This window comes from Pseudomonas sp. C8002 (assembly GCF_013385765.1).
Lineage (GTDB): Bacteria > Pseudomonadota > Gammaproteobacteria > Pseudomonadales > Pseudomonadaceae > Aquipseudomonas.
Genome location: NZ_JACAPJ010000003.1, coordinates 89,804 through 115,467 on the forward strand (window position 1 = coordinate 89,804; position 25,664 = coordinate 115,467).

Genomic DNA, 25,664 nt, shown 5'->3' on the forward strand with positions numbered 1-25,664 from the left:
GTGGGAGGGTCAGGTCTTGCGCACGAATTGGTCGTGCATTTCGCTGGTCAGCCCTTCGATGCGTTCGGTCAGTTGTTTGGTCATCTCGGTGAGCTTGGTGTTCTGCTCCAACAGTTCCAGGAGTTGCTTGGTGGTCTGCGCCGCCTGGGCCTGGCGTTCGGTGTTGGCCACGGCCAGGGCTTCGCGGTGCTGGGCGTCGGCGTCGGATTGGGCCTTGTCCCGTGCGGCCTGGCGGGTCTGGGCGAGCAAAATCAACGGCGCGGCGTAGGCCGATTGCAGGCTGAACGCCAGGTTCAAGAGGATGAACGGGTAGACGTCAAAGTGCGTGATGCCGGTCATGTTGAGCACGACCCACAGAATCACGATTGCCGTTTGCGCCCCCAGGAACGTCGGCGTACCAAAGAAGCGTGCGAAGGCTTCGGCTTTCAACGCAAAGGTGTCGTTGCCAAAGGTCGGCGCGAGATGGGCGTGTTTACGATGAAAGCGCAGGTGGTCAACGTTGGCTTCAGGTTTATCCGGGGTCATGGCGGGCTCGAATCCGTGGCGTAAGACAAGCCACCACTATAGACCGAGCCCTCGGCCTGGCACATGAAGAAGCCTGTTGCTTACCTGTTGCCCCGTTCATTGGCAAACGCACTCACAGCCTGCACCGCCTCGCTGGCGCCTTCGCGAATCTGCAGGATCACGGTGCCGGCCTGGTTGGCGAGGTCCACGCCCTGGGCGGCGCGGTCGCGGGTACCGTCCATGCTGTCGATGGCCTGGCGGGTTTCGGTCTGGATCATCTCGATCATCGACGAAATCTCGGCCGTTGAACCGCTGGTGCGCGCCGCCAATTGCCGCACTTCATCGGCCACCACCGCAAAGCCACGCCCTTGTTCGCCGGCGCGTGCGGCTTCGATGGCAGCGTTCAATGCCAGCAGGTTGGTCTGGTCGGCAATCCCGCGAATGGTGTTGACGATGGCGGTGATCTGCTGCGAACGCTCGCCCAGCTTGGCGATCAGCGCGGAAGAACCGTCGATATTGGCGGCAATCTCACGCATGCCGGTGGCGGTCTGCTGGATCACCTCGGCGCCTTTTTCGGCGATGTCCCGGGTTTGCAGCGAGATGTGATAAGCCTGGGTGGCGCTTTGCGCGTCGGCCGCGTGTTTCTCCACCATGGCCGTGACGTCGGAGGCGTATTTCACCACCTTGCACAGGCGCCCGCTGGCGTCGTACACCGGGTTGTAGTTGGCTTCCAGCCACACCACCTGGCCGTTTTTGTCGATGCGTTCGAACTGGCCGTTGAACAGCTCACCCTGGTTCAGCCGTCGCCAGAAATCGCTGTAGGCGCTGCTGTTGGCCAGCTCCGGTGTGCAGAACATGCGGTGATGCTTGCCCTGCACCTGCGCCAGGTTGTAGCCCATGCGCTGCAGGAAATTCTGGTTGGCGCTGATGATGGTGCCGTCGAGGTTGAACTCGATCACCGCCATGGCGCGGTCGATGGCCTGCAACTTGGCGTTGGCTTCACTCTCGGCCTGCATTTTCGGGGTGACGTCCATGGCGTACTTCACCACTTTCACCACGCTGCCGGACTCGTCGCGCACCGGGTTGTAGCTGGCCTCCAGCCAGATCGGCTGGCCGCCGCTGGTCACCCGTTCGAAGGTCCCGGACTGGAATTGGCCGTTGCGCAATTGCGTCCACAGTTGGCCGTACTCGGCGCTGCGGGCAAAGGCCGGGGTGCAGAACAGGCGGTGGGACTGGCCCACGACTTGGTCGGCGGTGTAGCCCATGGCCTTGAGGAAATTCTCGTTGGCCCGCAGGACCGTGCCTTGCAGATCAAATTCAATCACCGCCATTGAGCGGTCGATGGCGTCGAGAAGGCTGGCTTGCTGGGCAAGGGTGGCTTGCAGGGTACTGATGGTTTTTTTATGGGCGTTGAATAGCATGGTCGTGTGCTCGGGGGAAGCAAGCGTCAGGGGTATCCATGGGGGCGCCTGCCACCGTAAGGCCTGGCCATACGGCAAACGTGCTCATTGCCAGCTTCCTTGTGCTGGCAGCGGGGTGGAACAGCGGGTTCTGAGTCGTATGGCCGGCAAGAAGTTCTATGCCAGTCGACCAATGGCGGCATTATGCTATCGGTCGGCGACGGGCGCGTTTAATTCAGACGAGATGCAGAGGGCGGGATTCAGGCGGAATGGGCGACCACGTAGTCGCTGATATTAACTCGGTTACGGCCGGTGTCCTTGGCCGCGTACAGCGCGCGGTCCGCTGCGTTGAGCCACATGGCCGCGTCGGTGAAGGTGCTCTGGAAAGACGCCAGGCCAATGCTCAGGCTGACCCGCAGTTCGGGGATTTCCGGGTTGCGGTAATTGCTGAACACCTCGCGCATGCGTTCCATGACTTGCGCGGCCTGTTCCATGGGCATGTCCGGAAGAATCACACAGAACTCGTCGCCGCCGTATCGCCCGGCCAGGTCGTTTGCCCGCAGGTTGCGTCGAAGTTCCAGGCTTAGTTGGCGCAGAACCTGGTCACCGATGATGTGCCCATAGCTGTCGTTGATCTGCTTGAAATGGTCGATGTCGATCAGTGCGATGGTGGCGTTCCCATGTTGTTGCTGGCACTTGTGAAACTTCAGGTGCAGCAGGTCTTTCCACGAACCGTGGTTGAGCAGGCCGGTGAGGCTGTCGGTGCGGCTCAAGGCGCTCAGGGCGCGTTTGTGTTCCGACAATTTGATCGCCAGGCGGTAGCAGACCATGCCCAGCGCCATGGGATACAGGGTCAGCATCGGCAGGCAGGCGTAGACCTGGACCAGGCTGACGTCGGGATTGAAGTGGATGCCAAACAGCAGCCAGGACACGCCGATACCTGCCAGTTGCGCCACGATGCCGTGGAGGAACAGGCGTTTGCCGCCGGCGGCGACGTTGTTCATGGTCATCATCGACAGGATGGTCACGGCCGTCAGTGGCGTGAACTGTGTAGTCGCCGCCCAGAACCCGCCGAGCAGTGAGTCGTAGAGCAGGTTTCGCCGTTCCGCCTTGTAGGGGAAATCGGAGCGGGTCGAAAGTTGATAGGCCAGGTGCGCCCAGCCAAAACCATTGAACAGCAGCAACGCCCAGACCCAGCCTGGCATTTGCAGTGGGTAGAGCGCGGCGATGACGCTGATGCAGCCGATGCCCAGGCCGATGATCCTTGGCCTGTAGATACGTCTGGCAAATGACAGCCCTTTGCCTCGTTGGTTTTCCATAGATTCCTGGGTCGATTCTTTTTTTGCAGGTACGACGGCACACGTGATCGGGAAAACCACTGGTCGGATAATACGTGTGAATATTGTCAGTTATTCGCGTGGGAATAATCAGTGTCCTTCCAGGCCATTTGCAAAGGACACGCGGCGAATCAGATAAAAAACGACCTTGGATGTCGTTCCTGCAACAGGTCAGTGCTGCGGCACGACCTCATAGCCTGCGAGGAACAGGTCGATGGCCGACTCGATGACGTTCGCTTGGGCGTCGGCGTCCAGGGTCGGCTGGCCGAGGGTGATCTGTGGCCAGAAGGCAAAGGCCTTGAGCAGGCTTTGCACCTGGTGGGCGGCGAAGCATGGGTCGGTGCAGCTCAGCCGGCCGTCTTCCTGGGCGGCGCGCACCCATTGGGTGAAGCCTTCTTCACGCTTGCTCAGGCGGTTGACCATGTCCTGGGCACGTTCCGGCGAGTGGATGGTGGCGGCAATCGCGACCCGGGCCAGGTCGAGGAAGTTGGCGTCCGACATCATCGTCATCTTGGCCTGCAGCAACCCGCGCAGTTGCTCCCGCAGCGGGCGGTCGCTGGCGTAGCTGACGTCCAGTTGCGCAACACTGCTGGCCCACAGTTGATGCAGGATCTCGGCGAACAGCTCTTCCTTGCTCGGGAAGTGGTTGTACACCGTGCGCTTGGAAACCCCCGCCGTGGCGGCAATCTTGTCCATGCTGGTGACCTCGAACCCGTTGTCACGAAACTCGGCAATGGCGGCTGCCACGATGGCTTCGCGTTTACGGTCGGTGAGGCGCAGGGGTACAGTCATGGTGGGAGTTCGGCTCTGAAGGGAAACTTACACTCGGTAGTTTACTTGCTCCCGGTTTTGTTGCAATCTAGAAACTACACTGTGCAGTGTAATTTTTAGAGCAGTCTGCAGGAGTTCCTCGGTAATGGCCACGATCTCAACCCGTCTCGACAGTTCTTCTACAGCGCCCAAGTCTTCCGAACAGCATCAAGGTCACTTCACCAATCAGAAGCCCATCCAGCATGGCGGCTTGGGCAAGACCCTGGGCATCATGTGGAAGATGCTCTTCCAGAAGCCCCGCAGCACGCGCCCGGTGGGTGAGATCCCGGTGCAGCCGCTGACTCGCGAGCAACTGTTTGCCGCCCCGGACCATAGCGTTTTCCGCCTCGGCCATTCCACCGTGCTGCTGAAAATGCGCGGCAAGTTCTGGCTGACCGACCCGGTGTTCGCCGAGCGTGCTTCGCCGTTCAGTTGGGCGGGCCCCAAGCGTTTCCATCAGCCGCCGATCAGCCTTGAGGACCTGCCGCCGATCGAGGCGGTGATTCTTTCCCACAACCACTACGACCATCTGGACCACAAGGCGGTGGTGCAACTGGCGGACAAGACCCGCTATTTCCTCGCGCCGCTGGGTGTGGGCGATACCCTGGTCAAGTGGGGCGTGGATGCCAGCAAGGTGCGGCAGCTGGATTGGTGGCAGGGCACTGAAGTGGACGGGATTCGTTTTGTGTCCACGCCGGCCCAGCACTTTTCCGGGCGCGGCCTGTTCGATGGCAACCAGACGCTGTGGTGTTCGTGGGTGATGATCGACGGCTCACGGCGAATTTTCTTCAGCGGTGATACCGGCTATTTCGAGGGCTTCAAGCGTATCGGCGAGCAGTACGGCCCGTTTGACCTGACCCTGATGGAGACGGGTGCCTACAACGTCGACTGGCCCCACGTGCACATGCAACCGGAAGAAACCCTGCAGGCGCACATCGACTTGAAGGGCCGCTGGCTGCTGCCGATCCATAACGGCACGTTCGACCTGGCGTTTCATGCATGGCACGAACCCTTCGACCGCATCATGGCGCTGGCATGGGAGCGTAACGTGTCGATCACCACACCGGCGATGGGGCAGGCGTTCATGCTCAACCAGCCGGAGCGCGGGCAGGCCTGGTGGCTGGACGTCGAGCATCAGGGCAGTGAAGCGCACGTCAGCGGATAATCACCGTCTGATCGCGCTTTCAGGGCTTTTGAACGAGCCAAAACCAGCCATTTCCGACAGACATCCACCTCGCTGAAGGGATGCAATCACGCCTCGAAACTTTATTCCGGGGCGTGGGAGTGTATGGACGATAAGAGTAGGAAGGTCACGGGGCCGGGCGTGCGCTGCCTGTTCAAGCCTTCAGGATCGGGGGACAGTTGTACTCCCCAGCCTTGCGCCCCCACTGTCAGCCAGGGTGTTGTGTTTGGCAGTCATGCGGCCGGTACGATCGTCAATTCGGCCACTCACCAGGGCGGCCTGGAGTTTGGCTCCACGGGCGGTTACGGCCCCAGGCTCGACCTCCCTGGCCCCATGATGCACAGCGTGCGCGATCCCGCGTTATCACTGATTGCCCTCAGCGGTGTCGACCCTGAGGGGCGGGTGATGGTGGAGATTCCACCCGTCGCTGATCCGGGTCATCTGATCAACACACCGCCCCTGGCTGGCAGCCGTATTGGTTTTGCCAGCGAGTACGTTACCGGTGATGTGCGCAAACCCGCCAAACACAGCTCGCACTTTGCCCGGGTACTGGACGTACTGCGTGCAGCCGGTGCGCAATTGGTGCCTGTGACGGCGCGGGTGACCGATGACACACGTCACTTCACCCTGGACCCCGGCAATGAGATTAACGACCGGGTCACGGAAAACCGCCTGGATGGGGTGGTGGCGGATGCGCAAGGTGTTGCTTTCCACAAAGCAGCGACTGCCGATAACCCACGCTTCAGCGTGCCCGCGGGCACCGACGTCGACGGGGTGTCGAGGGTCGTCTGGTTCTATGGTGCGCACTGGTCCAGAGATCGTCTGGCGGCGTTGGTGCGAGATTGTCAGCAGGTTCTAGGGCGGCATTAAGGGCCTACGCCATGGGGAGAGTGATCGTACGCCGCGGTAAGAGTTGCCCCCGAGTCATCGAGTATTTCGCTTCTTAGACTGAGGCAGGGATATCGAACGGTATTCCCAACATTCAGGCAGGCGGGGAGTATTTATGATCGGACCAGGTTTGGGCGCGGGATGGGCAGCGGAGCTTTTCGATGCAGTGGTGAACCCGCCACAGGCCTACAGGAGTGCCGACGATTTGGTGGCGGCCATGACCCGGCCCAATGGGGCCAGTTCCGATTCGGTGGTGAGGGATTCGCTGAAGCTGATCGCCAACATGGACAAGGGCTTGCAGGGCGGCAATGCATTCATTGAAATCAATCCTGACGCTCGTGTGAAAGCCCGTGCGCTGGATCTGGAACGGGCCGAAGGCAAAGTGCGCGGGCCTTTGCATGGCGTTCCGATAGCGCTCAAGGATGTGTTCGAAACCGGCGACAAGATGCAGACCAGCGGTGGCTCCATGGCGCTGGTGGGCAGGCCCGCTTCAAGGAACGCCAAGGTGGTGGACAACCTGCTGAAGGCTGGCGTTGTGATTATTGGAAAAACCAACATGAGCGAATTGTCCAATTTTCGCTCTGAGGCTCCGGTTGATGGCTGGAGCTCCAGGGGCGGCTTGACCCTCAACCCGCATCGGCTGGATGGCCAGGCGGCGGGATCGAGTACGGGCTCTGCGGTAGCCGTTGCTCAAGGGATTGTGCCCTTGGCATTGGGGGTCGAAACCAATGGTTCAATCATTACGCCGGCGGCTTACAACGGTGTTATTGGTTTCAAACCGACCGAAGGGTTAGTGAGCACTGAAGGGGTGATGACCAGTTCCCGCCAGGACACGGTGGGCACCTTCACCCGTAACGTACGTGATGCGGCGCAAGCACTGGATGCGATGACGGATACCAACCGCTACACCCAGGGAATCAAGCCTGACGCCTTGGTGGGCAAGCGCATCGGCTATACGCCGTTGCCTGAGTTATCAGCAGAAGATGCCAACGCCCCGGCGAAAATAGCCGACAGGCAGCACTTCGAGGATGCCATTACGTTGCTGCGGGGCAAGGGCGCGACATTGGTACCCGTGGGTCAACTGGGTGAGGGCGTCCCGTACGAAACCCATGAACAATATAACGACGCGTTGTTATCGGACGTTAAACACCAGCTTGAAGCCTACCTGGCCGGACGGGCAGGCTTGCCGGTGAAGTCGCTGGCTGAGCTGATTGAATTCAACGAGCGCAACAGCGGTCCGGGTGTGCCGGATCAACAGATGCTCACCATGATCAACGGGATGGATATCAGTGATGAGGCGCGCAATGAGTTATGGGCTGCCATCGGCCCGATTTTCAAAAGCACCATCGATAAGCCGCTGGCCGAGCATAAGCTTGACGCAATAGTGTCCAATTTTCACTCGTACAGTTACTACTACTCGGCAGTGGCCGGTTATCCCGGTATCTCCATGCCATCGGGAATGGACGACGAAGGGATGCCAACGGCTGTTCACTTTTATGGGGCAAATTTGAGCGAAGCCACGTTGCTGTCGGTCGCCTACGGGTATGAACAGGCCTCCCAGGCAATCAGGAAGCCTGCGTTTAAACCCGGCCTGCGCTAGTCCGGATTACTTCAACCCATAACGAGCGGCGGGTTCACGGTGCGACAGGTTCGGACCCAGGGCCAGCCGCGCGCGTTCGTAGGTGTCCCAATCTGCGCTGTCCGGCAGGGACGGAATCGTCACGGCTTCGCCCTGGGCAAGGCCTGCCAGGGCGGCGTCCACCAGGTTCTCGGTGGTCATCACCATGGCTTCCGGCAGGTTGTTCACAGGCAGGCCGGCGATGTCCCAGAACTCCGTGGCGGTAGCGCCTGGCAGCACCACCTGGACCACCACGCCCTTGTCACTCAGCTCATGCTGCAGCGATTCGCTGAACGCCTGTACGAACGCTTTGGTACCGCCATACACGCCGTTCAGCACTTTGGGAGCGAGAGCGACAATCGAGCCGATGTTGATGATCGTGCCACGCCCTTGGGCGACAAAGTTGGTTGCCGCGGCTTTGGCCAGGCGGGTCAGCGCCAGTACGTTCAGCAGAATCATCGCGTCCATTTTGTCGGCATCCGACTCCAGCAGCGAAGCCGTGGCGCCCACACCGGCGTTATTCACCAGCAGGCTGATACGGCTGTCTTCGTGCGCGATCCGGGCGATTCGCGCCAAGTCGGCTGGCAGATTGAGATCGGCCGCTATCACCTGCACGTCACGCTGGGTATTGGCTTTCAAGCGTGTTGCCAACTGCTCCAGACGTTGCTGGTTGCGGGCCACCAGAATCAGATCGTAGCCGGCACGGGCCAGGCGGTCGGCATACACCGCACCAATTCCTGACGAGGCACCGGTAATCAGGGCATAACCTTTGTGTTGCGACATGGCAGTTGCTCCAAATGGGCCGGGGAGGGGGGCGGCCTTGTTGGAACCAAGATTATGGGTGTAATGTGGTGGCTGCAATGTCGTATATCCCTCCTTTAGAGACATGAGGTTTGGCCATGGTGTCCGTCGGTATCCTGCTTTTTCCCGGTTTCCAGGTGCTCAGCCTGTCCACCAGTAGCGTGTTCGAGTTTGCCAACTTCGTTGTGGGGCGACCGTTCTACCGCGTGGACTTGTTGTCGGAGCATGGCGGGCCGATAAAAAGCTCCATGGGCTTTGCCATTGATAGCCTGGCGTTCGGACAGCAGGTCTACGACACGATCCTGGTGCTGGGGGACAACGAACTACTTGAGCCCACTCCTGGCATGGTGGAGTACCTGCAAGCATCATTGACGGCGTCGCGCCGGGTTACATCGGCCTGCACCGGTTCGTTCCACCTGGCAGCGGCCGGCCTGCTGGAAGGGCGCAAGGCAACCACCCACTGGTACCACGCCATGACGTTTCGCCAGCGCTACCCCAATGTGAAGCTGGAGGAAGACCGGATCTTCACCGTCGATGGCCCGCTCTGGACCTCTGCCGGGATGACCGCCTGCATCGACCTGGCCCTGGCCCTGGTCGAGCACGATTTGGGCGTGGAAGTGGCCCGCGACGTGGCGAAAAAACTGGTGGTTTACCATCGCCGTGCCGGTGGCCAGTCACAGTTCTCGGCGTTGCTGGAACTGGACCCAAAGTCTGACCGCGTACAAACCGCCCTGGCGTGGGCCAAAGGGCACTTGCACGAGGACCTCTCGGTAGAACAACTGGCGCAAGCGGCACACCTCAGCCCGCGTCAGTTCAGCCGACTGTTCCGCGCCGAAACCGGGCAATCGCCGGCCAAGGCGGTAGAACACCTGCGCATTGAAGCCGCCCGGTTGATGCTCGAATCCGGCAGCCACTCCATCGACGTTGTCGCCCGGGAGACGGGCTTCGGTGACCCTGAGCGCATGCGTCGAGCCTTCCTGCGAGCGTTTGGCCAACCGCCACAAATGATCCGTCGGGCGTTGCAGTTGCAGGCGTGAGTTGATGGCCTTGCGCGCTACGCACCATTGGGCTGAGGTGTTGTTGGGTCAATGGACGCCGCTGTTGAATCCAGAAACCTTGAGATGATCCCTTTGGCGGCCGGTTGTGCCGGAGTGCTGGCGCGGCCCCGCACATTCATCCCCCAACCCGGCGCAAAGCCCGGGAAAAACACCAACCCTTCAGCCTCCAGGCGAAACGCCACACTCAGGCGGACTTCATCGTCCACATCGCCATGGCTTTCAAAACGTTGAAGGGCGTCCACTTCCACATCCGCTTCCCGGGCCAGGTCTTCCCGGCTCCAGCCCAGCATCAGGCGGGCCTGGACGCTGTGCCGTGGGGTGAATTGATGAAGGACGATCTGCTGTTCTACGGTGCTGCTCATTGCCAGAGAGGACATGGACTTTCTCCAGGTTCGACGGGGGGAGGGCAAACTATACTGTGTTTTTGTACAGTTGTTTTGACCGCTCATCAACTGGATTTTCCGATAGCGCTGCCGCCGCTCTATTTCGCCCCTTCCAGGTAGGTGCTCGGTGACTGCCCAAGCACCCGGCGGAACATGCTGGAAAATGCCGCCGGGTTTTCATAGCCCAGGTCCAGGGCGATCCGGGTGACGCTTTCACCGCTGGCCAACCGCGCCAAGGCCTGCACAACACAGGCCCGCTGGCGCCACTGCACGAAGCTCAGGCCGGTTTGTTGGCGGAAATGCCGGCTGAAGGTGCGCAGGCTCAGGTGCGATTGTTGCGCCCATTGAACCGGTGACTGGTGCACGTCCGGCCGCTGCAGAAACGTCAGGCACAGAGCAAGCAGGCGAGGGTCCTCCGGCAGCGGGATATGCAGGGGCAAGTGCGTGGCGCGTGCCAGTTCATGCAACAGCAGGCTGACCAGCGCACCGTCGCGCCCGGCCTCGTCGTATTCCAGCGGCAGCTCCACCGCCTCCATCAGCAGCTGGCGCATCAGGGGGGAAACGTTGATGACGTGGCAGTCGGTGCCCAAGTCGGTGACGGCGTGCGGTTCGATATACAGGCTGCGCGTCGACACGCCGAGCATCAGCACTTCATGGGGCACTTGGGCGGGAATCCACACCGCGCGCTGGGGCGGCACAACCCAGTTGCCTTGCTGGGTGCTGACTTGCATCACCCCGGTGGCGCCATACAACAACTGGCCGCGCCGATGGCTGTGGCGCTTGAGCAGATAGCCGTGGGGATAGTCGGTGCCGATTGCCACGACCGTTCGCGGGGTCAGGTCGAGCTGAGCGATGGAAACGTTGCGCATGGAGCTGATCCCGGAAGTGGCAATATCTCGCACATTATTGGCCGACATGCGCAAGCGGGCCAAGCCTTGAATCTCTATCGTCGACAGCTCTCCCTGATACTGAAGGCGATTCTCGATGTTCTATCTATTACTGGCACTGTTCGGCTGCATGACCGGCGTGACCGCTGTGCTGTTCGGCTTCGGTGGCGGGTTCGTGGTGGTGCCGTTGCTGTACGGCATGCTCAAGCTCAGCCACGACGCGGGCGTGAGTGAATCAGCGATGCATATCGCGGTCGCCACCTCGACCTGCGTGATGATCGTCAACGCGCTGCTTGCCACCGGAAAACACCAGCGCAAAGGTAATCTGATTCGCCATTACCTGTGGCCGTTGGGCGGGTACATCGGGGGCGGCGCCGTGCTGGGCGCAGGGGCTGCAATGTTCGCCAGCGGTGATTTCATGCGGTACGCCTTTATCGCCTACCTGGCCATCACCATTGTCGATTGCCTGTTGCGCAGGGGCTTTCTCAGCCAGGACGACACACTCCAGCCACGACGCCTGAGCGGCATGGAAGTGACGGGCGGCGGCATCGCCATTGGCCTGATCGCGACCTTCCTGGGGGTGGGCGGCAGCGTGATGACCGTGCCGCTGTTGCGCCGTTGTGGCTTGAGCATGTCCCAGTCCACGTCCATGGCTAATCCGCTGAGCGTGCCGGTGGCGCTGGCCGGTACATTTACCTACATGCTCATGGCGGGATTCGCCAAGGTGCAATTGGGCGCGTGGTTTGTCGGCTATGTCGATTTGCTGGCGTTCGCCATCCTCACCCTGGGCTCGCTGCTGGGCATTCGTCTGGCCACGCCGTGGATCGGTCGCATCCCGGATGCACTGCATGCGCGGGTGTATATCGGGTTGTTGGGCGTGGTGATGGTGAGCATGCTGGTCTGACGCAAGTGGATTTTGCGTTCTTTTAGCCTCAGGCTAGGGTTACTTCTCTATTCAAAAGAAAGTGACCGGGGGAATATCATGTCCATCTCCGAAAGCGATTGGCAGAAGTTCAAAGTCCTCAGGGCATTGGCGCTTGAACGCTTTTACCTAGGCGTACTGGCTGATGCAAAGACCATCAGCGAGCGCGAAACGCTTTCTGCCGAGGCTCGGTACAGGACGCTGTATAGCCTCACCAGGGATCGCGATAACGATGTCGTCCGAATGTTTGATCTCTACAGTCGTTCGAAAGCCCGCGAGAGCCTTGCGCAAATGATCAGGCATGATTTGTTGAGTGATTCAGAGTTGTCGGTATTAAGCGAAGAGACATTGAGCGCTATCGGCTACGCGGTCAGGCAGCGTTACGAAATCGAGTGGGTTGCTGCACACGTACAAGGCGACTGAGTCTTGTCTTAGACTTCAGTCAGAATGTTCAGGAAATATCTTGATGCTTAGTTTTAATTGTACGCAGGCGGCTGGTAATTTTTTTAGCCGGGTTCACAAAGGCAAAAAAATTACCCCGGTTCAAAAAACGCCGACACAAGAGCGCCAGGGCGATGACCTGTTCGCCGACCCTCATCAGTGGCTGGTCCATGCCGCGACGGTGCAACGTAAACATGTGCTGTTGGCGATACATCTGAAAACCCGCTATTGCATGCTGTTTTTTGATATGAAAAAAGCCGACGCCGATGGCTTCGTGCGCACCTTTATTAATCGGTGGATGAGTGGTGTTTTGGATCTCGCCTTGAAGTCTGATGTTTTGGATTTGGTTGATCCGTCTGTGCCTGAGCAGCAATTTGTCAGTTTGGTCGAGTCGTACTCTCTACAGCAGCGGGGTGATCGGAGTGCGCAGACTCAAATCAACGAAATATTGCGGAGTTTTGAGATGGACGCAGAAGGCGTGGATCTTGTTGCAATGCCTTGGAGCGCTCTGCATTACGACGCTCGAATCAACCATACGCCTCGAAGCTTGAAAGATGTGAAGGGGCTTCATTTACCGGATGAGGAAATGCTGATTCACTGGTTGGTCACGGTAGGCGGCTTGGACCCTGCGGGCGCCGCACTTGCACGTGAAAAGTACCGTTTATTCAGCCGAAGGGCCTGACCTGGAATCGCATTACCGTTCTCCCAACCCCGGCGCCTCGCGAATAATCAGGTGATCGAGGTTCTCGATATTGGCACTGAATACCCCGAACGTCTGCTCGGGGTTTTTCTTGCTTGGCACCTGTTTCAGCTCCGGCGTTACCCCGTAGAAGAAGCAATACAGCGCTCGATCACTGTCCACCGCGGCCTTGATCTGCTCCAGGAACGCCTTGCGCTTGCGGTAGTTCTCGATCAGTTTTTTGCTCAGGTAAACGTTGATGGAATAGGGCTTTTTGTCGAGCCAGGCTTTCTTTTCGAAGTCGATGCGAAAGCTGCTGGTGTAGTCCTTGATCTCCTTGATCCTGCCCCAGTAGATCAGGCCTTTATTGTCTTGCAGGTATTCGATCCTCTTGAAAAACGTCCAGTAGGTCGCGGTGTGATCGCCGATCTTCAAGGGCATGCTTTTCAGCTTTTCCTTATCGCCAATATTGGACACGTAGCATTCCACCGGGTGGGCAAAGACGCTGGTCTTGTCCGGGGTGGTGTCGCTTGAGCTGTGAGACAAGGCGTAGCGGGTTGCCGGCGTTTTCGGTGGCTCTTGTGCGGTGCCACCCTCAGCACCGATGACCGGCGTTTTACGTTCGTACTGGCGCCGCGTCAGGACAAATTCCGACGGGAAGTTTTCCTCCGGCCCATCCTCAGATTCGCCTTTTCCGGCAGGGCGACTGGCGTAACGGCAACCCTCGATATGCCGGGTGCTGGGGATGTTCTTGAAGTGGGGCGTACGCAGGTAATTGACGTTTTTCGCATTGAACGTGCCCAACACATTGCCCGCCGCAAACGCCGCCCGGCATTCGTCGTTGGGGCACAGGAAACTGTCCTTGTCGGAATCGAAGGCGGCGGTTTCGTCGAAATTCAGGTCGCGCACGTCATAGATCGACAGCTTGTCGTCGAGACTCAGGCTGTAGGCCGTGTCGAATTTCATGGGGCTCGGGTCCGTGAGAGATTTCGCTATTAATAGCGGGATATCGAGCAAATATCAGTAGAAATTACGCACGGACCACCACACGCCGGCCACTCAGGAAACACAAGGTGCCACCCACTGCCGTCAACCCGCTCAGTACATAGAACATCGAGGCGGGGGATGCATTGATCAGCAGGTAGCCGCAGATTACCGGGCTCAAGGCGCCGCCAAATGCCGCCAGGTTTTGTGCGCCGTAATAACTGCCGCGCAGGGCGTCCGGGGCGATGGTGTCGATAAACAGGAACTCGGACGGGTAGATGATCATCTCCCCGAGGGTGAACACAAACATCGCGACACACCACGACACCAGGCCGTCCGCCATGCTGAAGCCGATCAACCCGGCAATAAACAGCGAGGTGCCAAGCACGATCCAGTAGCGCAGTTGTTCACGTTTGAGGAAGCGGCCGATCTGGTACTGCATCAGGATCACCGTGATGGCGTTGCACGCCAGCACCGCAGAGAGGATTTTCAGCGCGTTCTCCGGCTTGTAGGCCACCAGCAGAAACTGCGACAGATACAGGGTGTAGCGCCCGTGGACAATGGTGCTCAACAGGCTGCCGCTGGTGAACAGGATCAAGGTGCGATCGCTGCGCAGGGTCCTCAGGGTGCTGAGAAAACTTAAGGGTTTGTTGCTGTCGTCGCGCTGGGTCGGTGGGATGCCGATCATCAGGAACAGGCTGCCAAAGGCAATCGCGCTGGCGATCAGGAACGGTGCCAGGGGCATCTGCCCGGCAATCACCACGCCGAGCATCGGGCCGGTGGCATAGCCGACATTGGTCAGGGTGTAGCGCAGGGAAAACACCTTGGCCCGCTGGCCCACCGGCAGGTTCTCGCTGATGATCGCCTTGGAGCCGATCAGGAACAGTGCCGAAGCGGCTTCGGTGATCACCAGGGTCAGGGTGGTCAGGTACAGGTTGCTGGCAAAGGTCAGCAACAGAAAACCGATGGAGCTGGAAAGCATCGCCAGGATCAGCAGCTTGCGCTTTTCCAGGCGGTCGATGATGTAGCCACCATATAGGCCCAGCAGGGTGGCGATGAACACGGCGATGCCCATCAGCAAGCCGATGTCTTGCTGGTTGAGGCCCAGGCGGGTGCTCAGCAACAGGGCGAGCAATGGGCTGGTCATGGCGCGGCTGACGACGATGGTCACCGAGCAGATCATCAGGCGGCGGATTACCAGGGAGTACGTGGCCACGGTGGGGCGGATGTCCTTATTCTTTTTTCAAGACGATGAAGATCCAGTGTGGGAGCGGGCTTGCTCGCGAATGCGGTGTGTCAGTGCCAACTGTACTGGCTGATCCACCGCATTCGCGAGCAAGCCCGCTCCCACATTTAGATCGAGTTACTGGCCGGCATTGATGCTGATTTTTTCCACCGCACCTTGCTCCAGATCCCACTTCTGCAGAATCTTGCCGTACGTCCCGTCATCGATCATGCCCTGCAACGCCTCACTGATCGCCGTGACCAACTCGGTATTGCTCTTCTCAATCCCAAGCCCCGTGAACTGCTTGGAAATCGCCAGGCCCACCGGCTTGTATTTACCTTTGTCCAGCGACATCAGGTAAGGAATGGTTTCACTGCCTTGCATCGCCGCATCCAGACGGTTCTGCTGCAACTGTGCCCGCGCATCCGCCGAACCCTCAGTGCCAATCACTACGATGGCTGGCTTACCGGCCTTCTCGCAGTTTTCCTTGCTCCACGCGGCAATTTCCGACGGCCAGGTCGTACGTCGGCTGGTGCCGACTTTTTTACCGCACAGGTCAGTCAATTCCTTGAGGTCTTCACGCTTGGCCAGGGTGTACAGCTGCGGGCCGCTGGTGAAGTAGTCGATAAAGGTCACCGCCTTCTGACGCTCGGCAGTGTCGGTCATGCCCGACAGCACAATGTCCACGCGCTTGGTGGTCAGGCCGCTGAGCATTTGTTCGAAGCCGGTTTCCTGCCACTTGATCTTCACCCCCAAACGCTCGGCCAGGGCGTTGCCCAGGTCAAAGTCCAGGCCGGTGAGCTTGTTGGTGGCGGTGTCCTTGAAATCCATCGGCGGGTAGTTCGGCACGATGGCCGCGCTGATCTCACCCTTGTCCTTGATCGCTGCCGGCAATGCCGCCAAAACCGAAGTGGAGGCCATCAGGCCTACGAGCAAACTTGGAAGAAACAGATTTTTCATGGGGGCGTTCTCGTTAGTTTTTTAGTTAAGTGCGAACGGCAGAAATAAAGCTTTGGGTACGCGGGTTTTGTGGGCTTATTAGAATTTCTTCCGGGCTGCCGGCTTCCACAATCTGGCCGGCATCCATAAACACCATGCGGTTGGACACTTCGCGGGCGAAGCCCAACTCATGGGTGACCACAATCATGGTCATGCCGGTGGTGGCCAAATCGCGCATCACCGACAGCACTTCTCCTACCAGCTCCGGGTCGAGGGCTGACGTGGGTTCGTCAAACAACATCAGCTTGGGGCGCATCGCCAACGCACGGGCAATTGCCACACGTTGTTGCTGGCCGCCGGACAACTCCACCGGGTAGGCATTGCGTTTGTCCGCCAGGCCGACGCGGGCCAGCAACTCCAGCGCGTCCTCGGTGGCTTCCTTGGGCGAGCGCTTGAGCACCTGGCACGGGCCCTCGATGATGTTCTGCAACACAGTCATGTGCGGGAACAGATTGAAGCGCTGAAACACCATGCCGGTGGCCAGGCGCTGACGAGCAATCTGTGATTCATTCAACTCATGCAGCTTGTTGCCGACGACCCGGTAGCCCACCAGTTCGCCATCGACCCACAGGCCGCCCTTGTCGATTTTTTCCAGCTGATTGACGCAGCGCAGCAGGGTACTTTTGCCGGAACCGGACGGGCCGATGATGCACAGCACTTCGCCTTGTTCGACTTCCAGGTTGATGTCCTGCAACGCGTGATACTGGTCGTAATACTTGTTCAGGTTCACGGCCTTGACGATGCTTCTCATGGGCAAATCTCCTCAGTCAGGGCTTACGAACGCTTGCCGGCGCCGCGGGCAAAACGACGCTCGAGGCGGCTCTGACCGAATGAAAGAACAGTCACCACCGCCAGGTACCAGATGCCGGCAACAATCAGCAGCTCCATGACCCGGGCGTTGGCGTAGTAGATGTTTTGCGCGTTGTGCAGCAGCTCCGAGTACTGGATCACACTCGCCAGGCTGGTCATTTTCACCATGCTGATGAACTCGTTGCCTACAGGCGGAATGATCACCCGCATCGCCTGGGGCAGAATCACCCTACGCAGCGCCTGAAGGCTCGGCATGCCGATGGACTTGGCGGCTTCGTACTGACCGGTGTCCACCGACAACAGGCCGGCGCGCACCACTTCAGCGGTGTAGGCACCCTGGTTGATGCTCAGGCCGAGGAGGGCGGCCACGAACGGCGTCATCAGGTCCACGGTGTCGATGCTGAACAGCCCGGGAATCGCGATCACCGGGAAAATCAGCGCCAGGTTGAACCACAACAGCAGTTGCAGAATCAGCGGCGTACCCCGGAACAGCCAGGTGTAGGTGATGGCCACGTAGCGCAGGATCGGGTTGGCCGACATGCGCATGATCGCCGTGATCACCCCGATCACCACGCCCAGCGCCATGGCCAGGATCGACATGATGATGGTGTTCACCAGGCCCCAGATGATCGCCTCGGACGTGAGGAACTGACCGATGTAGGACCATTCGATCTGACCGTTGGCGAATGCACGCAGCAAGGCAGCCAGTGCGATCACGATCAACGTGGCAAAAAACATCCGCCCGTAATAGCGACGGGGCACGTGCTCGTACTGGGTGATATCGAACTGGTTCTCGGTCTGCTGGCGCTCGGCTTGCAAGCGCTCTGCCGGGGTTTGTTTCATGGTGACTCTCCAAAACAACTGAATACACTGATCGTTCCCACGCTCTGCGTGGGAATGCAGCAAGGGATGCTCTGCGTCCCCAAAGCGTGACGCGGAGCATCACAAGAGGCATTCCCACGCAGAGCGTGGGAACGATCTTTAAATTCGAAAGCCGGTGTAGTTTTCTGCCCACTTCTGTTGCGCAGCCAGGGCCACCTTCAACCGCCCAATCTGCTCCCGCACCCGCTCCGGCGCCGTACCGCCCCAACCACTGCGCGCCGCAATCGCCGCTTCCAGGGTCAGGCACTCACGCACTTGCGGCGTCAGCCGCGTATCCACCTCTGCCAACAACGCCGGCGAGGCTTCCCACAATTCAATTTCATGCTTCTCACAGGCCTGCACCAAGGCACCGGTAATCTCATGGGCCTCCTTGAACGGCACACCACGAGTGGCCAGCCAATCCGCCACCTCAGTTGCCAATGTGAAACCCATCGGCGCCTGACGCCGCAGCTCTTCCACCTGCACCTTCATCGTCGCGACCATCCCGGCCATCGCCGGCAGCACCAGCAGCAACGTATCCACGCTGTCCAACACACTGTGCTTGTCTTCACTCAAATCGCGGTTGTACGACAGCGGCAAGGATTTGAGCGTCGACATCAACCCGGTCAGGTTGCCAATCAAGCGCCCCGCTTTACCCCGTGCCAATTCGGCAATGTCCGGGTTCTTCTTCTGCGGCATGATCGAGCTACCGGTGGCGTAGGCATCGTCCAACTGCACCCAGCGAAACTGCCGCGACGACCACAGGCAAAACTCCTCCGAAAGCCGCGAAATATTCACCCCGAGCATGCCTGCCACAAACAGAAACTCCGCCACGTGGTCGCGACTGGCTACAGCATCAATCGAGTTTTCGCACGGCCCGGTGTAACCCATCTCCTTGGCCGAATACTCCGGCTGGCGAGCAATCGCCGAGCCCGCCATCGCCGCAGCACCCAACGGCGACAACGCCGTACGCGCATCCCAATCCACCAGGCGCTGCACATCCCGCAGCATCGATTGCGCATGGGCCAGCAAGTGATGGGCGAACACAATCGGCTGCGCCTGCTGCAAGTGGGTGAAGCCCGGGCAGATACTCTCGATATGCTGCTCGGCCTGGTCCACCAGCGCCTGCTGCAACCCCAACACCTCGGTGGTGATGGTGCGCGCGTGGTCTCGCAGGAACAGGCGCAAATCGTTGGCCGTCTGGTCATTGCGCGAACGCCCGGCGCGCAGCTTGCCGCCCAGGGCGCCCAAACGCTCGGTCAACACCCGCTCGATGAAGGTGTGCACATCCTCGTCATCCAGCGTCGGGTGCAGTCGGCCAGCGGCAAAGTCCTCACCAATCCGGTCCAGCGCTTCCAGGGTGCGCAAGGTTTCCGACTCATCCAGCAACCCGGCGCGCTGCAACTCACGGGCATGGGCCCGGGAGCCGGCCAGGTCGTAGGGCGTCAGGCGAAAATAGCGCTCGGGGCAACGGGACAGCGCCGCCAAAGCAGCAGACGGGCCGGACTTGAAACGAGCACCCCAGAGGCGATCGGTGGGCTGAGACATGGTGTTCCTCACGCTTGTTTTTAGAAGTGACAAGCCCGATGGACGTGGCTTGGCCTTATGGATTCGGAGGGCAGTAGCAAAACGAAAAGTCCTGATCGTAGTGTCAGGTTTTTAGGGGCGTTAAATCAGCCGGTAAAAGCTGTTCAACCCGCTATATTCAAGGTTGCCAAGGGCGGTTAAGTATGTTCATTATTGCCGCCCGGCGATGTTCATGGAGTAGGTCAAAGCCTGTTGAATATGGCACTTGAGGTCAACACGTATTATGGAAACCCCACTTTCCAATTCTGGAAACATACCGCCAAAACCCGGCACAAGACCGCCCCTGCAACTCAGCGGCCTGGACTTCAAATTGCTGCGGGTGTTCAAGGCTGTGGTCGAAGCGGGCGGCTTCAGCGCGGCGCAGAACGAGCTGAATGTGGGCTTGGCGGCGATCAGCAAGCAGATTTCCGACCTGGAAATTCGCATCGGCATGCGCCTGTGTACGCGAGGGAGGGAAGGGTTTGGCCTGACCGAAGAAGGCAAATTAGTCTATCAAGCGTCCATTGAATTATTTGCCTCGGTAGACAGTTTCAGAGACAAGCTTAGTTCGGCACAGAATGAACTGATCGGCGACCTTAGTGTGGGCGTTATTGATAACACCGTCTCCGACGTTAATTCACCATTGATTAACGCGCTGGGAAGATTACATACAGAGTCGCCAAAAATAAGATTACGTCTACATGCCTCGCAACTGGACGAAGTTGAACGGGGCGTGGTGGAAGGGCGGCTGATTGTCGGCATCGTCCCGGTGTACCAGCGACGGGAAGAATTCGATTATTTCCCGCTGTACGAAGAAAAGTCCCACGCGTACTGCGGCGTCGGGCATCCGCTGTTTGAAGCGAGTGACATCAACGCAGATGTGTTGCGCCAGCATGAAGTGGTCAACCATCGTTACGCGATCCACAGCGACAAGGCCAACTTCGTCAGCTACGACAGCCAGTCCGCCTCGGCCTCACAGGTTGAAGCCGTGGCCATCCTCATCCTCACCGGCCGCTTCCTGGGCTTCCTCCCGGAACACTACGCCGCGCCGCTGGTGAAGGAAGGGCGCCTGCGCGTGTTATGCCCGGAGCAGATCCACCTGAGCACAGCGTTCAACCTCATCCTGCGCCACAACGCCCCACGAAGCCCGCTGGTCAAAGCCTTCGCAACGGCACTAGGCGTGGACCTCAAAGCGCCAATCTAATGAATTCCCACCACCCTTAGAACCTACAGAGATCCCCTGTGGGAGCTGTCGAGCCCCAGCGAGGCTGCGATGGGATCAACTCGGTCTACCCGCAGACCCTATCCACCCGCATCACCGCCGCAACTTGCCCAACTTCGTCTTCGCATGAAAATGCGCTTCCTGCGCCGCCACCAACAGCTACCTGTTCGGCTACGCTCGTCGGGTAGCTGCTATAGAGCTATGCAATAGAGCACCTGCAAACTATCATTTTTACCTGTCTTCCCATGCCTAGAGAGGTGTTCCTTATGTCTACTGGAACGATCTTCACCAATAACCGTACACAAAATATCCGCATCCCTGCTGACATGCGTTTTCCCGCTGGGGTGAAAACTGTAGAGGTGCGTGCCGTGGGGCGCGAACTGATTATTTCGCCGGTTGAAAACACTTGGGACAGCTTTTTCCTTGCAAGCGAATCGGTATCTGATGATTTTATGGAGGAGCGCGCCGACCAAACCCAGCAAGAGCGAGAGTCCTTTGATGATTAAGTACATGCTTGATACGAACATCGTGATCTACATCATCAAGCGTCGGCCTATGGAAATACTGGAAAAATTCAATGCGAATGTAGGTCGTATGGTGATCTCTTCGATCACCCTTGCGGAATTGATGCACGGGGCCGAAAAAAGCCAGTTTGTTGAGAAAAATACTCGGGCGGTGGAGGACTTCATCTCCCGGCTTGACGTCATTCACTACGATGACAAGGCCGCTTTTCACTACGGCTCGATCCGCTCCGATCTCGAAAAGAAGGGCACTCCAATCGGCGTAAATGACCTGCACATCGCGGGCCACGCCAGAAGCTCAGGATTGGTCTTGGTGACTAACAACGAAGGTGAGTTCAAGCGAGTGAATGGCTTGATCGTGGAAAACTGGATCGCCGCCTAAGGCAGTCAATCCAGCGCACACAGATAGGTCGTCCAGGCGATTCAGCGTTGCTTGATTCGTTTCTTCTTCGCATGAAAATGCCGAAAATGCGCATCCTGCGCCGCCGCCAACAACTCCCGATCCCCGCGCGTATCACCCCAGGCCCTGAGCCGATACTCCCCCAGATCCCCATAAACCGCCTCAAGCCGAAGCACTTTGTTCTCGCACCGGCAATTATTCCCCGTGAGCTTGCCCGTCAATACCCCGTCAACCACCTCAAGCTCAGTGCCGATCAACCGGATCCCAAGCCGATCCGCAAACGGCTGCAACACCAACGCCGGCGACGCCGAACACAGCGTCACCACCGCCCCGGACTTCACCTCATCGGCCACCGATTGCAGCCCGGTTGGCCGCATCAACTTGTTCCAATAGGCCTGGCAATACGCTTCCGCTTTCTGCTGAACCCACGCCTTATCCACGCCGGTCATAAAGGTGCGGATCAACTGCGCCTTGAGCTCATCACGGCTAATGACGCGCAACAGAAACTGCGCGCCAGGCACCGCCAGCTTCACCATCCTGCGCACGAACTCGCCTTTACCAAAGGCGAACTTCAGGAACGGCACGAAGCTGTCGTGGTGGGTCAGGGTGCCGTCGAAGTCAAAGACGGAGAGTACTTTGGCATCCAAGGGGCCGGATTCGAGCATGTCTGGGTTCACGGGCGGGTCTCGATTATTTGGAGCGGGTCATCTGGTGTTCTGACAGGGACTCGTCTGCACGGTTCAGGCGGAAGACGGTGATCTGCCAGAGCGATCGCTCTCTCTGTTTTCTCGGACGCGAAAATCACACGTCCGGTTGATCGGCGCAGTTTACTACCTCAAGGTCCATGGTTGGGCCTTCTCGAACCAATCCAGCGCGCGGTCCGGCATCCAGCATGCGGCATAAGGCGAAATTTCCTACTCATGACTCGTACCGTTTAAAGCGAAGCGTCCGATATTTCCTATTTTGTATTTTTCGTAAGGTGCCCTTCAAAACAACAGGGCGCTTACCTTATGGCTAACCACGGCTACATGACCATCAGCGGCAAATCCCAGGGCCTCATCTCTGCAAGCTGTTCGACTCAGGACTCCATAGGCAACAAGTGCCAGGACGGGCATCGCGACGAGATAATGGTGCTGTCCTTCCACCACAATATGGCCAACCGCGGAAACGTCAGGGCATCGAGTCACGGCCCGATTGCCATTACCAAAAACATCGACAAGTCATCTCCTTTACTGGCGGTAGCGCTTTCCAATAGGGAAGAGCTTAACTGTGTCATCAATTTTTACCGTATTGCCCAAACGGGTTGGCACGAAAAGTACTACAGCGTCGATATTCGAGGCTGCATCATTACCGACCTCACCGTCGACGTGCCGCATTCTGTTCTGCATATTGACGCCGAGCCACAAGAGCATGTTGCGCTTCAATATCGGGAAATTATCTGGACTCACCATCAAGCCAGAACAAGTGGTTTCAGCACTTGGGAGACGGGTCGGTGACGATTGAAAAGAAAAAACAGAATCCGACGTTTCACGATATCTGGATGGTTAGTCAGGCGGGTGCATACTTGACTAATCAGGCATGTACGATAAGTGCTCGCCATATTAAAAGTGGAATTGTTCGGTTGCAGTTCAATCGGGAGGTGGCTTATTACGCTCGGAGTATTGTCAGGGATGTCGAGGAAGGCAAGAAGAGTGTTGATCAAGGTTTGCTGGAAATAAAGAACGAACAAAAAAACCTGATGAATCAGTCTCTGGAGGTGGGAAGGAAAGGCGTTGGGGTTATCGCGGGGGCGCTTCAATTTGCGACAGGTGCAGGGATTTGCTACGCCTCAGTCGGAACGCTGTGTGTGCTGGCGGGCATCCCGATTATGGCGCATGGGGCTAATAATATGTATGAGAACGGTCATAACTTATGGAAGGGGCATTCAAATACAAAGGGCCCGGTAAGGGAGCTTTATCAAAAGGCCGCTGTAGAGTTTGGACGAAATGAAGCACTTGGGGATAAGGGTTATGGAGTCGTAGATCTGGCAATGTCTGGCTACGGTGCTATGAGGCTAGTGTTGAAACCTGACTCTTGGCTCTTATTTAGATATATCCGTACTGACTACATCAGGTGATATCAAAAAATGGGGCCTGGCTCAAGGGCTGCTGAGATAGGGGCCGGTGCTCTGACTCTGGATCAATTGCTCGATGATGCGAGAGAGTAATGTGTTTGCTCATTTTTATTTTGGAAGTTCTCGGTGTCTGTTTTGCTTTTTATCTGAAGGCAAAACTATCGGGTGTTAATATTAATGAGGTAAAGATCTATGTTGGGGTTCTTGTAAATTCAATATTTATTACTGTGTATATAAAAATGATCAAGTATGACGAGTTTTGGTTGTTGGGTTATCGTCCAGATATTTTCTATGATTGTATTTTTGTAGGTTGGTTTACGTTTTTCTGTGTTTTTGCCCATGCGATGGCTATTCCGGTGGGGAGAAAGGTCAAGTGGTGGTTTTCGCGTAAAAATGGAGACTGGAATTGACCGTTTGGTTTGTTATGACATTTCCATTGTTTGCGTTATGGGGATTGCTTTGTGCTTTTGCTTTGAGGATACGATTCTCCGGAGCGCATTTGTGGGAATGGTTCGGGATAAGGTTCATAATTTGCGTCGCGTTTAATCTTTTGTTTGCGATGATCTATTTTTTTATTATGAAGCTTCAAGTTTTTCCCGTGTTGGGATATAGGCCTGACATAATTTTAGAATATCCGTTCATCGAGTGGATTGCTTTTTTCTGCGGTTATATTCATGTTTTTGCATGGCCCATCGAGAGAGAGCTTCGGTGGTGGTTTTGATTGGTAATCTTTATTGGTTTTGGTCGGGTGGGTGGCAATGAATGATCGTCTTTTGGGTGTTGGTGTTCGTGGTGGGGGGTGTCGTGTTTGCTTATTTTCTGAAGATACGTTTTTCTGGAGATAAGTTAGGTTATATAAAGTTGTATACTTGTCTGATTGTTAATGGTTTTTTCGTAGTCTCTTATATGGATGTCATTCAGTATAGCCAATTTTTATTTTTGGGATATAGGCCTGATTTGGTGGTAAGTTATCCGGCTATTGAATGGGTTGTGTTTTTTGGTATATTGGCTCACGCATTTGCACTTCCAATGAAGTGGAAGGTTAGGCGATGGTTTTTGAATGATAAAACAGAAGGCGACTGACTGGAGTGGCCGTCCGAACATCTGCTCGGACGTTCTTCGCAGGCTTATAGCCCTCGATTCGGTTCAAGCCCATACGTACGAGAACAGTGGAGATGTTTTGCACGCGAAGTTCGATAGAGCCCTTCGCGCGCCCTGCCACCGGCCCCTCACGCAGCAGACGGTTTTCGAGTGCTTTGTTGAAAGGTCGGCCGTTTTTTTCCACGGCAACATCTTCAAATAGGCCTCGACTGCCGCAGCCAACTCCGAGTCGTTCCAATCCGTTTTGTCTTTCGTAATATCCATACAGCCGCCGAGGGTAGAAAACCCTCGGACGATACTGACTAGCCATTATTGCGTCTACGAAGTTTCCTACTAGCGGGTAGGATTTTGTAGGCAACTTTATTAGAGAAATCGCTTCTTCATTCGGAATGGTTGAGTGAACCTTCTCCACCAAGGAGTCTTTGATGACTCTTTCCGATAGGTTCGATTTACCAACAGATACGGCATGTCCCGAAGCCGTATCCAGCCTTCATCCTGCCAATGCAGTAGGTTTAACGACATCTCTGGCCAGTCCAACATGCTCAACAGCGGCCGCTCCACCGTTTGGGACTGACGCTCGTCTCGCAAGGTTGGAACCACTTCATGAGTGAGCCAGCCACGTAGAAGTCGATTCCCCGGTGTGTAGTGATAAACCAGCAACGCGTAAGCACCGGACTCGCTGATCATCAGCATTTCTTCCGGCTGACCGTGGAATAGCAGCGTTATGTTTCTTCGTTGATCTCCATCGAGCTTGCGAGTCGTTCGTTCATCCAGGTAGTAGCCCATCAAGCGCCCAAGATCACGAGCGCAAAACCAGGGTTGGTTTTCTAAAAGGAGGGCGTGTAGGTGAAGATTATGACGAGTGAAAACAAGAGCGATAGACGGTTCGCGCTTTGCTATCTTATTAGTAGCCGACAAGTCGAGCAGATATTGGCTAGGCATTTCCTATGA

The 25,664-nt window shown here is 57.5% G+C and carries 28 protein-coding genes and 1 pseudogene; 14 read left to right on the forward strand and 15 right to left on the reverse strand.

Annotated elements, in window-relative coordinates; all coding sequences use genetic code 11:
* Positions 1 to 9: 9 nt before the first annotated feature.
* The 4 genes from HX814_RS03745 to HX814_RS03760 form a co-directional block, all read right to left on the reverse strand.
* Positions 10 to 525, reverse strand: a complete 516-nt coding sequence (locus HX814_RS03745; protein ID WP_003211469.1) for a DUF1003 domain-containing protein — start codon at positions 523 to 525, stop codon at positions 10 to 12.
* 80 nt (positions 526 to 605) lie between these two features.
* Positions 606 to 1,925: a PAS domain-containing methyl-accepting chemotaxis protein gene (locus tag HX814_RS03750; protein ID WP_177008446.1), complete on the reverse strand. Its 1,320-nt coding sequence runs from the start codon at positions 1,923 to 1,925 to the stop codon at positions 606 to 608.
* A gap of 239 nt (positions 1,926 to 2,164) precedes the next feature.
* On the reverse strand, positions 2,165 to 3,223 hold the full coding sequence (locus HX814_RS03755) for a diguanylate cyclase (protein ID WP_003211472.1): 1,059 nt from the start codon (positions 3,221 to 3,223) through the stop codon (positions 2,165 to 2,167).
* 189 nt (positions 3,224 to 3,412) lie between these two features.
* Positions 3,413 to 4,033 (reverse strand): TetR/AcrR family transcriptional regulator, encoded by a 621-nt coding sequence (locus HX814_RS03760; RefSeq protein ID WP_003211473.1) that lies wholly within the window; start codon positions 4,031 to 4,033, stop codon positions 3,413 to 3,415.
* Between the two features lie 124 nt (positions 4,034 to 4,157).
* On the opposite strand from HX814_RS03760, the gene HX814_RS03765 reads away from it, so the two are divergent.
* From HX814_RS03765 to HX814_RS03775, 3 genes are all read left to right on the forward strand, one after another.
* Complete coding sequence (locus HX814_RS03765; protein WP_008432945.1) at positions 4,158 to 5,216, forward strand: MBL fold metallo-hydrolase; 1,059 nt, start codon at positions 4,158 to 4,160, stop codon at positions 5,214 to 5,216.
* A 123-nt stretch (positions 5,217 to 5,339) separates the two neighbouring features.
* Entirely contained in the window at positions 5,340 to 6,104 is a 765-nt protein-coding gene (locus HX814_RS03770; RefSeq protein WP_177008445.1) for an amidase family protein, read from the forward strand.
* 235 nt (positions 6,105 to 6,339) lie between these two features.
* Positions 6,340 to 7,722, forward strand: coding sequence for an amidase family protein (locus HX814_RS03775; RefSeq protein ID WP_177008485.1), 1,383 nt, complete (start codon positions 6,340 to 6,342; stop codon positions 7,720 to 7,722).
* Positions 7,723 to 7,728: 6 nt separating this feature from the next.
* Here the strand turns inward: HX814_RS03775 and HX814_RS03780 are convergent, their stop codons facing one another.
* A complete protein-coding gene (locus HX814_RS03780) occupies positions 7,729 to 8,523 on the reverse strand; it encodes an SDR family oxidoreductase (protein WP_087693110.1) in 795 nt (264 codons plus the stop codon).
* A 116-nt stretch (positions 8,524 to 8,639) separates the two neighbouring features.
* Here HX814_RS03780 and HX814_RS03785 point away from each other — a divergent pair, with 116 nt between their 5' ends.
* Positions 8,640 to 9,578, forward strand: coding sequence for a GlxA family transcriptional regulator (locus tag HX814_RS03785; RefSeq protein WP_008432938.1), 939 nt, complete (start codon positions 8,640 to 8,642; stop codon positions 9,576 to 9,578).
* Between the two features lie 17 nt (positions 9,579 to 9,595).
* Here HX814_RS03785 and HX814_RS03790 read toward each other — a convergent pair whose 3' ends face one another.
* Both HX814_RS03790 and HX814_RS03795 read right to left on the reverse strand, forming a co-directional pair.
* Positions 9,596 to 9,976 carry a helix-turn-helix transcriptional regulator gene (locus HX814_RS03790; protein WP_177008444.1) on the reverse strand — a complete coding sequence of 127 codons (381 nt, stop codon included), beginning with the start codon at positions 9,974 to 9,976 and terminating at the stop codon, positions 9,596 to 9,598.
* Positions 9,977 to 10,080: 104 nt separating this feature from the next.
* On the reverse strand, positions 10,081 to 10,851 hold the full coding sequence (locus tag HX814_RS03795; protein WP_177008443.1) for a helix-turn-helix transcriptional regulator: 771 nt from the start codon (positions 10,849 to 10,851) through the stop codon (positions 10,081 to 10,083).
* A gap of 115 nt (positions 10,852 to 10,966) precedes the next feature.
* Here HX814_RS03795 and HX814_RS03800 point away from each other — a divergent pair, with 115 nt between their 5' ends.
* The 3 genes from HX814_RS03800 to HX814_RS03810 all read left to right on the forward strand — a co-directional run bounded on the left by HX814_RS03800 (position 10,967) and on the right by HX814_RS03810 (position 12,914).
* Entirely contained in the window at positions 10,967 to 11,773 is an 807-nt protein-coding gene (locus tag HX814_RS03800) for a sulfite exporter TauE/SafE family protein (RefSeq protein WP_177008442.1), read from the forward strand.
* 78 nt (positions 11,774 to 11,851) lie between these two features.
* A complete protein-coding gene (locus HX814_RS03805; protein WP_003211495.1) occupies positions 11,852 to 12,214 on the forward strand; it encodes a hypothetical protein in 363 nt (120 codons plus the stop codon).
* Positions 12,215 to 12,257: 43 nt separating this feature from the next.
* Positions 12,258 to 12,914, forward strand: coding sequence for a hypothetical protein (locus tag HX814_RS03810; protein WP_177008441.1), 657 nt, complete (start codon positions 12,258 to 12,260; stop codon positions 12,912 to 12,914).
* 12 nt (positions 12,915 to 12,926) lie between these two features.
* On the opposite strand, the gene HX814_RS03815 is transcribed toward HX814_RS03810, so the two are convergent.
* From HX814_RS03815 to argH, 6 genes are all read right to left on the reverse strand, one after another.
* A complete protein-coding gene (locus tag HX814_RS03815; protein WP_177008440.1) occupies positions 12,927 to 13,877 on the reverse strand; it encodes a hypothetical protein in 951 nt (316 codons plus the stop codon).
* Between the two features lie 64 nt (positions 13,878 to 13,941).
* Positions 13,942 to 15,111, reverse strand: a complete 1,170-nt coding sequence (locus HX814_RS03820) for an MFS transporter (protein WP_003211499.1) — start codon at positions 15,109 to 15,111, stop codon at positions 13,942 to 13,944.
* A 147-nt stretch (positions 15,112 to 15,258) separates the two neighbouring features.
* The gene (locus HX814_RS03825; RefSeq protein WP_102605193.1) at positions 15,259 to 16,080 is read right to left on the reverse strand and encodes an ABC transporter substrate-binding protein; all 822 of its coding nucleotides are present in this window, start codon (positions 16,078 to 16,080) and stop codon (positions 15,259 to 15,261) included.
* A gap of 25 nt (positions 16,081 to 16,105) precedes the next feature.
* Positions 16,106 to 16,870 (reverse strand): amino acid ABC transporter ATP-binding protein, encoded by a 765-nt coding sequence (locus tag HX814_RS03830; RefSeq protein ID WP_003211502.1) that lies wholly within the window; start codon positions 16,868 to 16,870, stop codon positions 16,106 to 16,108.
* Positions 16,871 to 16,893: 23 nt separating this feature from the next.
* Complete coding sequence (locus HX814_RS03835; protein ID WP_003211504.1) at positions 16,894 to 17,772, reverse strand: amino acid ABC transporter permease; 879 nt, start codon at positions 17,770 to 17,772, stop codon at positions 16,894 to 16,896.
* A 138-nt stretch (positions 17,773 to 17,910) separates the two neighbouring features.
* The gene (gene argH / locus HX814_RS03840) at positions 17,911 to 19,338 is read right to left on the reverse strand and encodes an argininosuccinate lyase (RefSeq protein WP_177008439.1); all 1,428 of its coding nucleotides are present in this window, start codon (positions 19,336 to 19,338) and stop codon (positions 17,911 to 17,913) included.
* 262 nt (positions 19,339 to 19,600) lie between these two features.
* On the opposite strand from argH, the gene HX814_RS03845 reads away from it, so the two are divergent.
* The 3 genes from HX814_RS03845 to HX814_RS03855 all read left to right on the forward strand — a co-directional run bounded on the left by HX814_RS03845 (position 19,601) and on the right by HX814_RS03855 (position 21,481).
* Positions 19,601 to 20,560 carry a LysR family transcriptional regulator gene (locus tag HX814_RS03845; protein WP_032899067.1) on the forward strand — a complete coding sequence of 320 codons (960 nt, stop codon included), beginning with the start codon at positions 19,601 to 19,603 and terminating at the stop codon, positions 20,558 to 20,560.
* A gap of 284 nt (positions 20,561 to 20,844) precedes the next feature.
* Positions 20,845 to 21,084: a type II toxin-antitoxin system VapB family antitoxin gene (gene vapB, locus HX814_RS03850; protein WP_008432930.1), complete on the forward strand. Its 240-nt coding sequence runs from the start codon at positions 20,845 to 20,847 to the stop codon at positions 21,082 to 21,084.
* Positions 21,077 to 21,481 carry a type II toxin-antitoxin system VapC family toxin gene (locus HX814_RS03855; protein ID WP_026077784.1) on the forward strand — a complete coding sequence of 135 codons (405 nt, stop codon included), beginning with the start codon at positions 21,077 to 21,079 and terminating at the stop codon, positions 21,479 to 21,481. The genes vapB and HX814_RS03855 overlap by 8 nt, the downstream gene beginning before the upstream one ends.
* A gap of 41 nt (positions 21,482 to 21,522) precedes the next feature.
* Here HX814_RS03855 and HX814_RS03860 read toward each other — a convergent pair whose 3' ends face one another.
* Positions 21,523 to 22,164: an HAD-IB family hydrolase gene (locus HX814_RS03860; RefSeq protein ID WP_003211514.1), complete on the reverse strand. Its 642-nt coding sequence runs from the start codon at positions 22,162 to 22,164 to the stop codon at positions 21,523 to 21,525.
* A 345-nt stretch (positions 22,165 to 22,509) separates the two neighbouring features.
* Here HX814_RS03860 and HX814_RS03865 point away from each other — a divergent pair, with 345 nt between their 5' ends.
* The 4 genes and pseudogenes from HX814_RS03865 to HX814_RS03880 all read left to right on the forward strand — a co-directional run bounded on the left by HX814_RS03865 (position 22,510) and on the right by HX814_RS03880 (position 24,695).
* Complete coding sequence (locus HX814_RS03865; protein ID WP_177008438.1) at positions 22,510 to 22,995, forward strand: Hcp family type VI secretion system effector; 486 nt, start codon at positions 22,510 to 22,512, stop codon at positions 22,993 to 22,995.
* 44 nt (positions 22,996 to 23,039) lie between these two features.
* Positions 23,040 to 23,612: pseudogene (locus HX814_RS03870) on the forward strand (DUF4225 domain-containing protein); the annotation flags it as partial.
* A gap of 92 nt (positions 23,613 to 23,704) precedes the next feature.
* A complete protein-coding gene (locus HX814_RS03875; protein WP_218174982.1) occupies positions 23,705 to 24,022 on the forward strand; it encodes a hypothetical protein in 318 nt (105 codons plus the stop codon).
* Between the two features lie 352 nt (positions 24,023 to 24,374).
* Positions 24,375 to 24,695 (forward strand): hypothetical protein, encoded by a 321-nt coding sequence (locus HX814_RS03880; RefSeq protein WP_177008436.1) that lies wholly within the window; start codon positions 24,375 to 24,377, stop codon positions 24,693 to 24,695.
* A 381-nt stretch (positions 24,696 to 25,076) separates the two neighbouring features.
* Here HX814_RS03880 and HX814_RS03885 read toward each other — a convergent pair whose 3' ends face one another.
* The gene (locus tag HX814_RS03885) at positions 25,077 to 25,655 is read right to left on the reverse strand and encodes a Bro-N domain-containing protein (RefSeq protein ID WP_177008435.1); all 579 of its coding nucleotides are present in this window, start codon (positions 25,653 to 25,655) and stop codon (positions 25,077 to 25,079) included.
* Positions 25,656 to 25,664 lie beyond the last annotated feature (9 nt).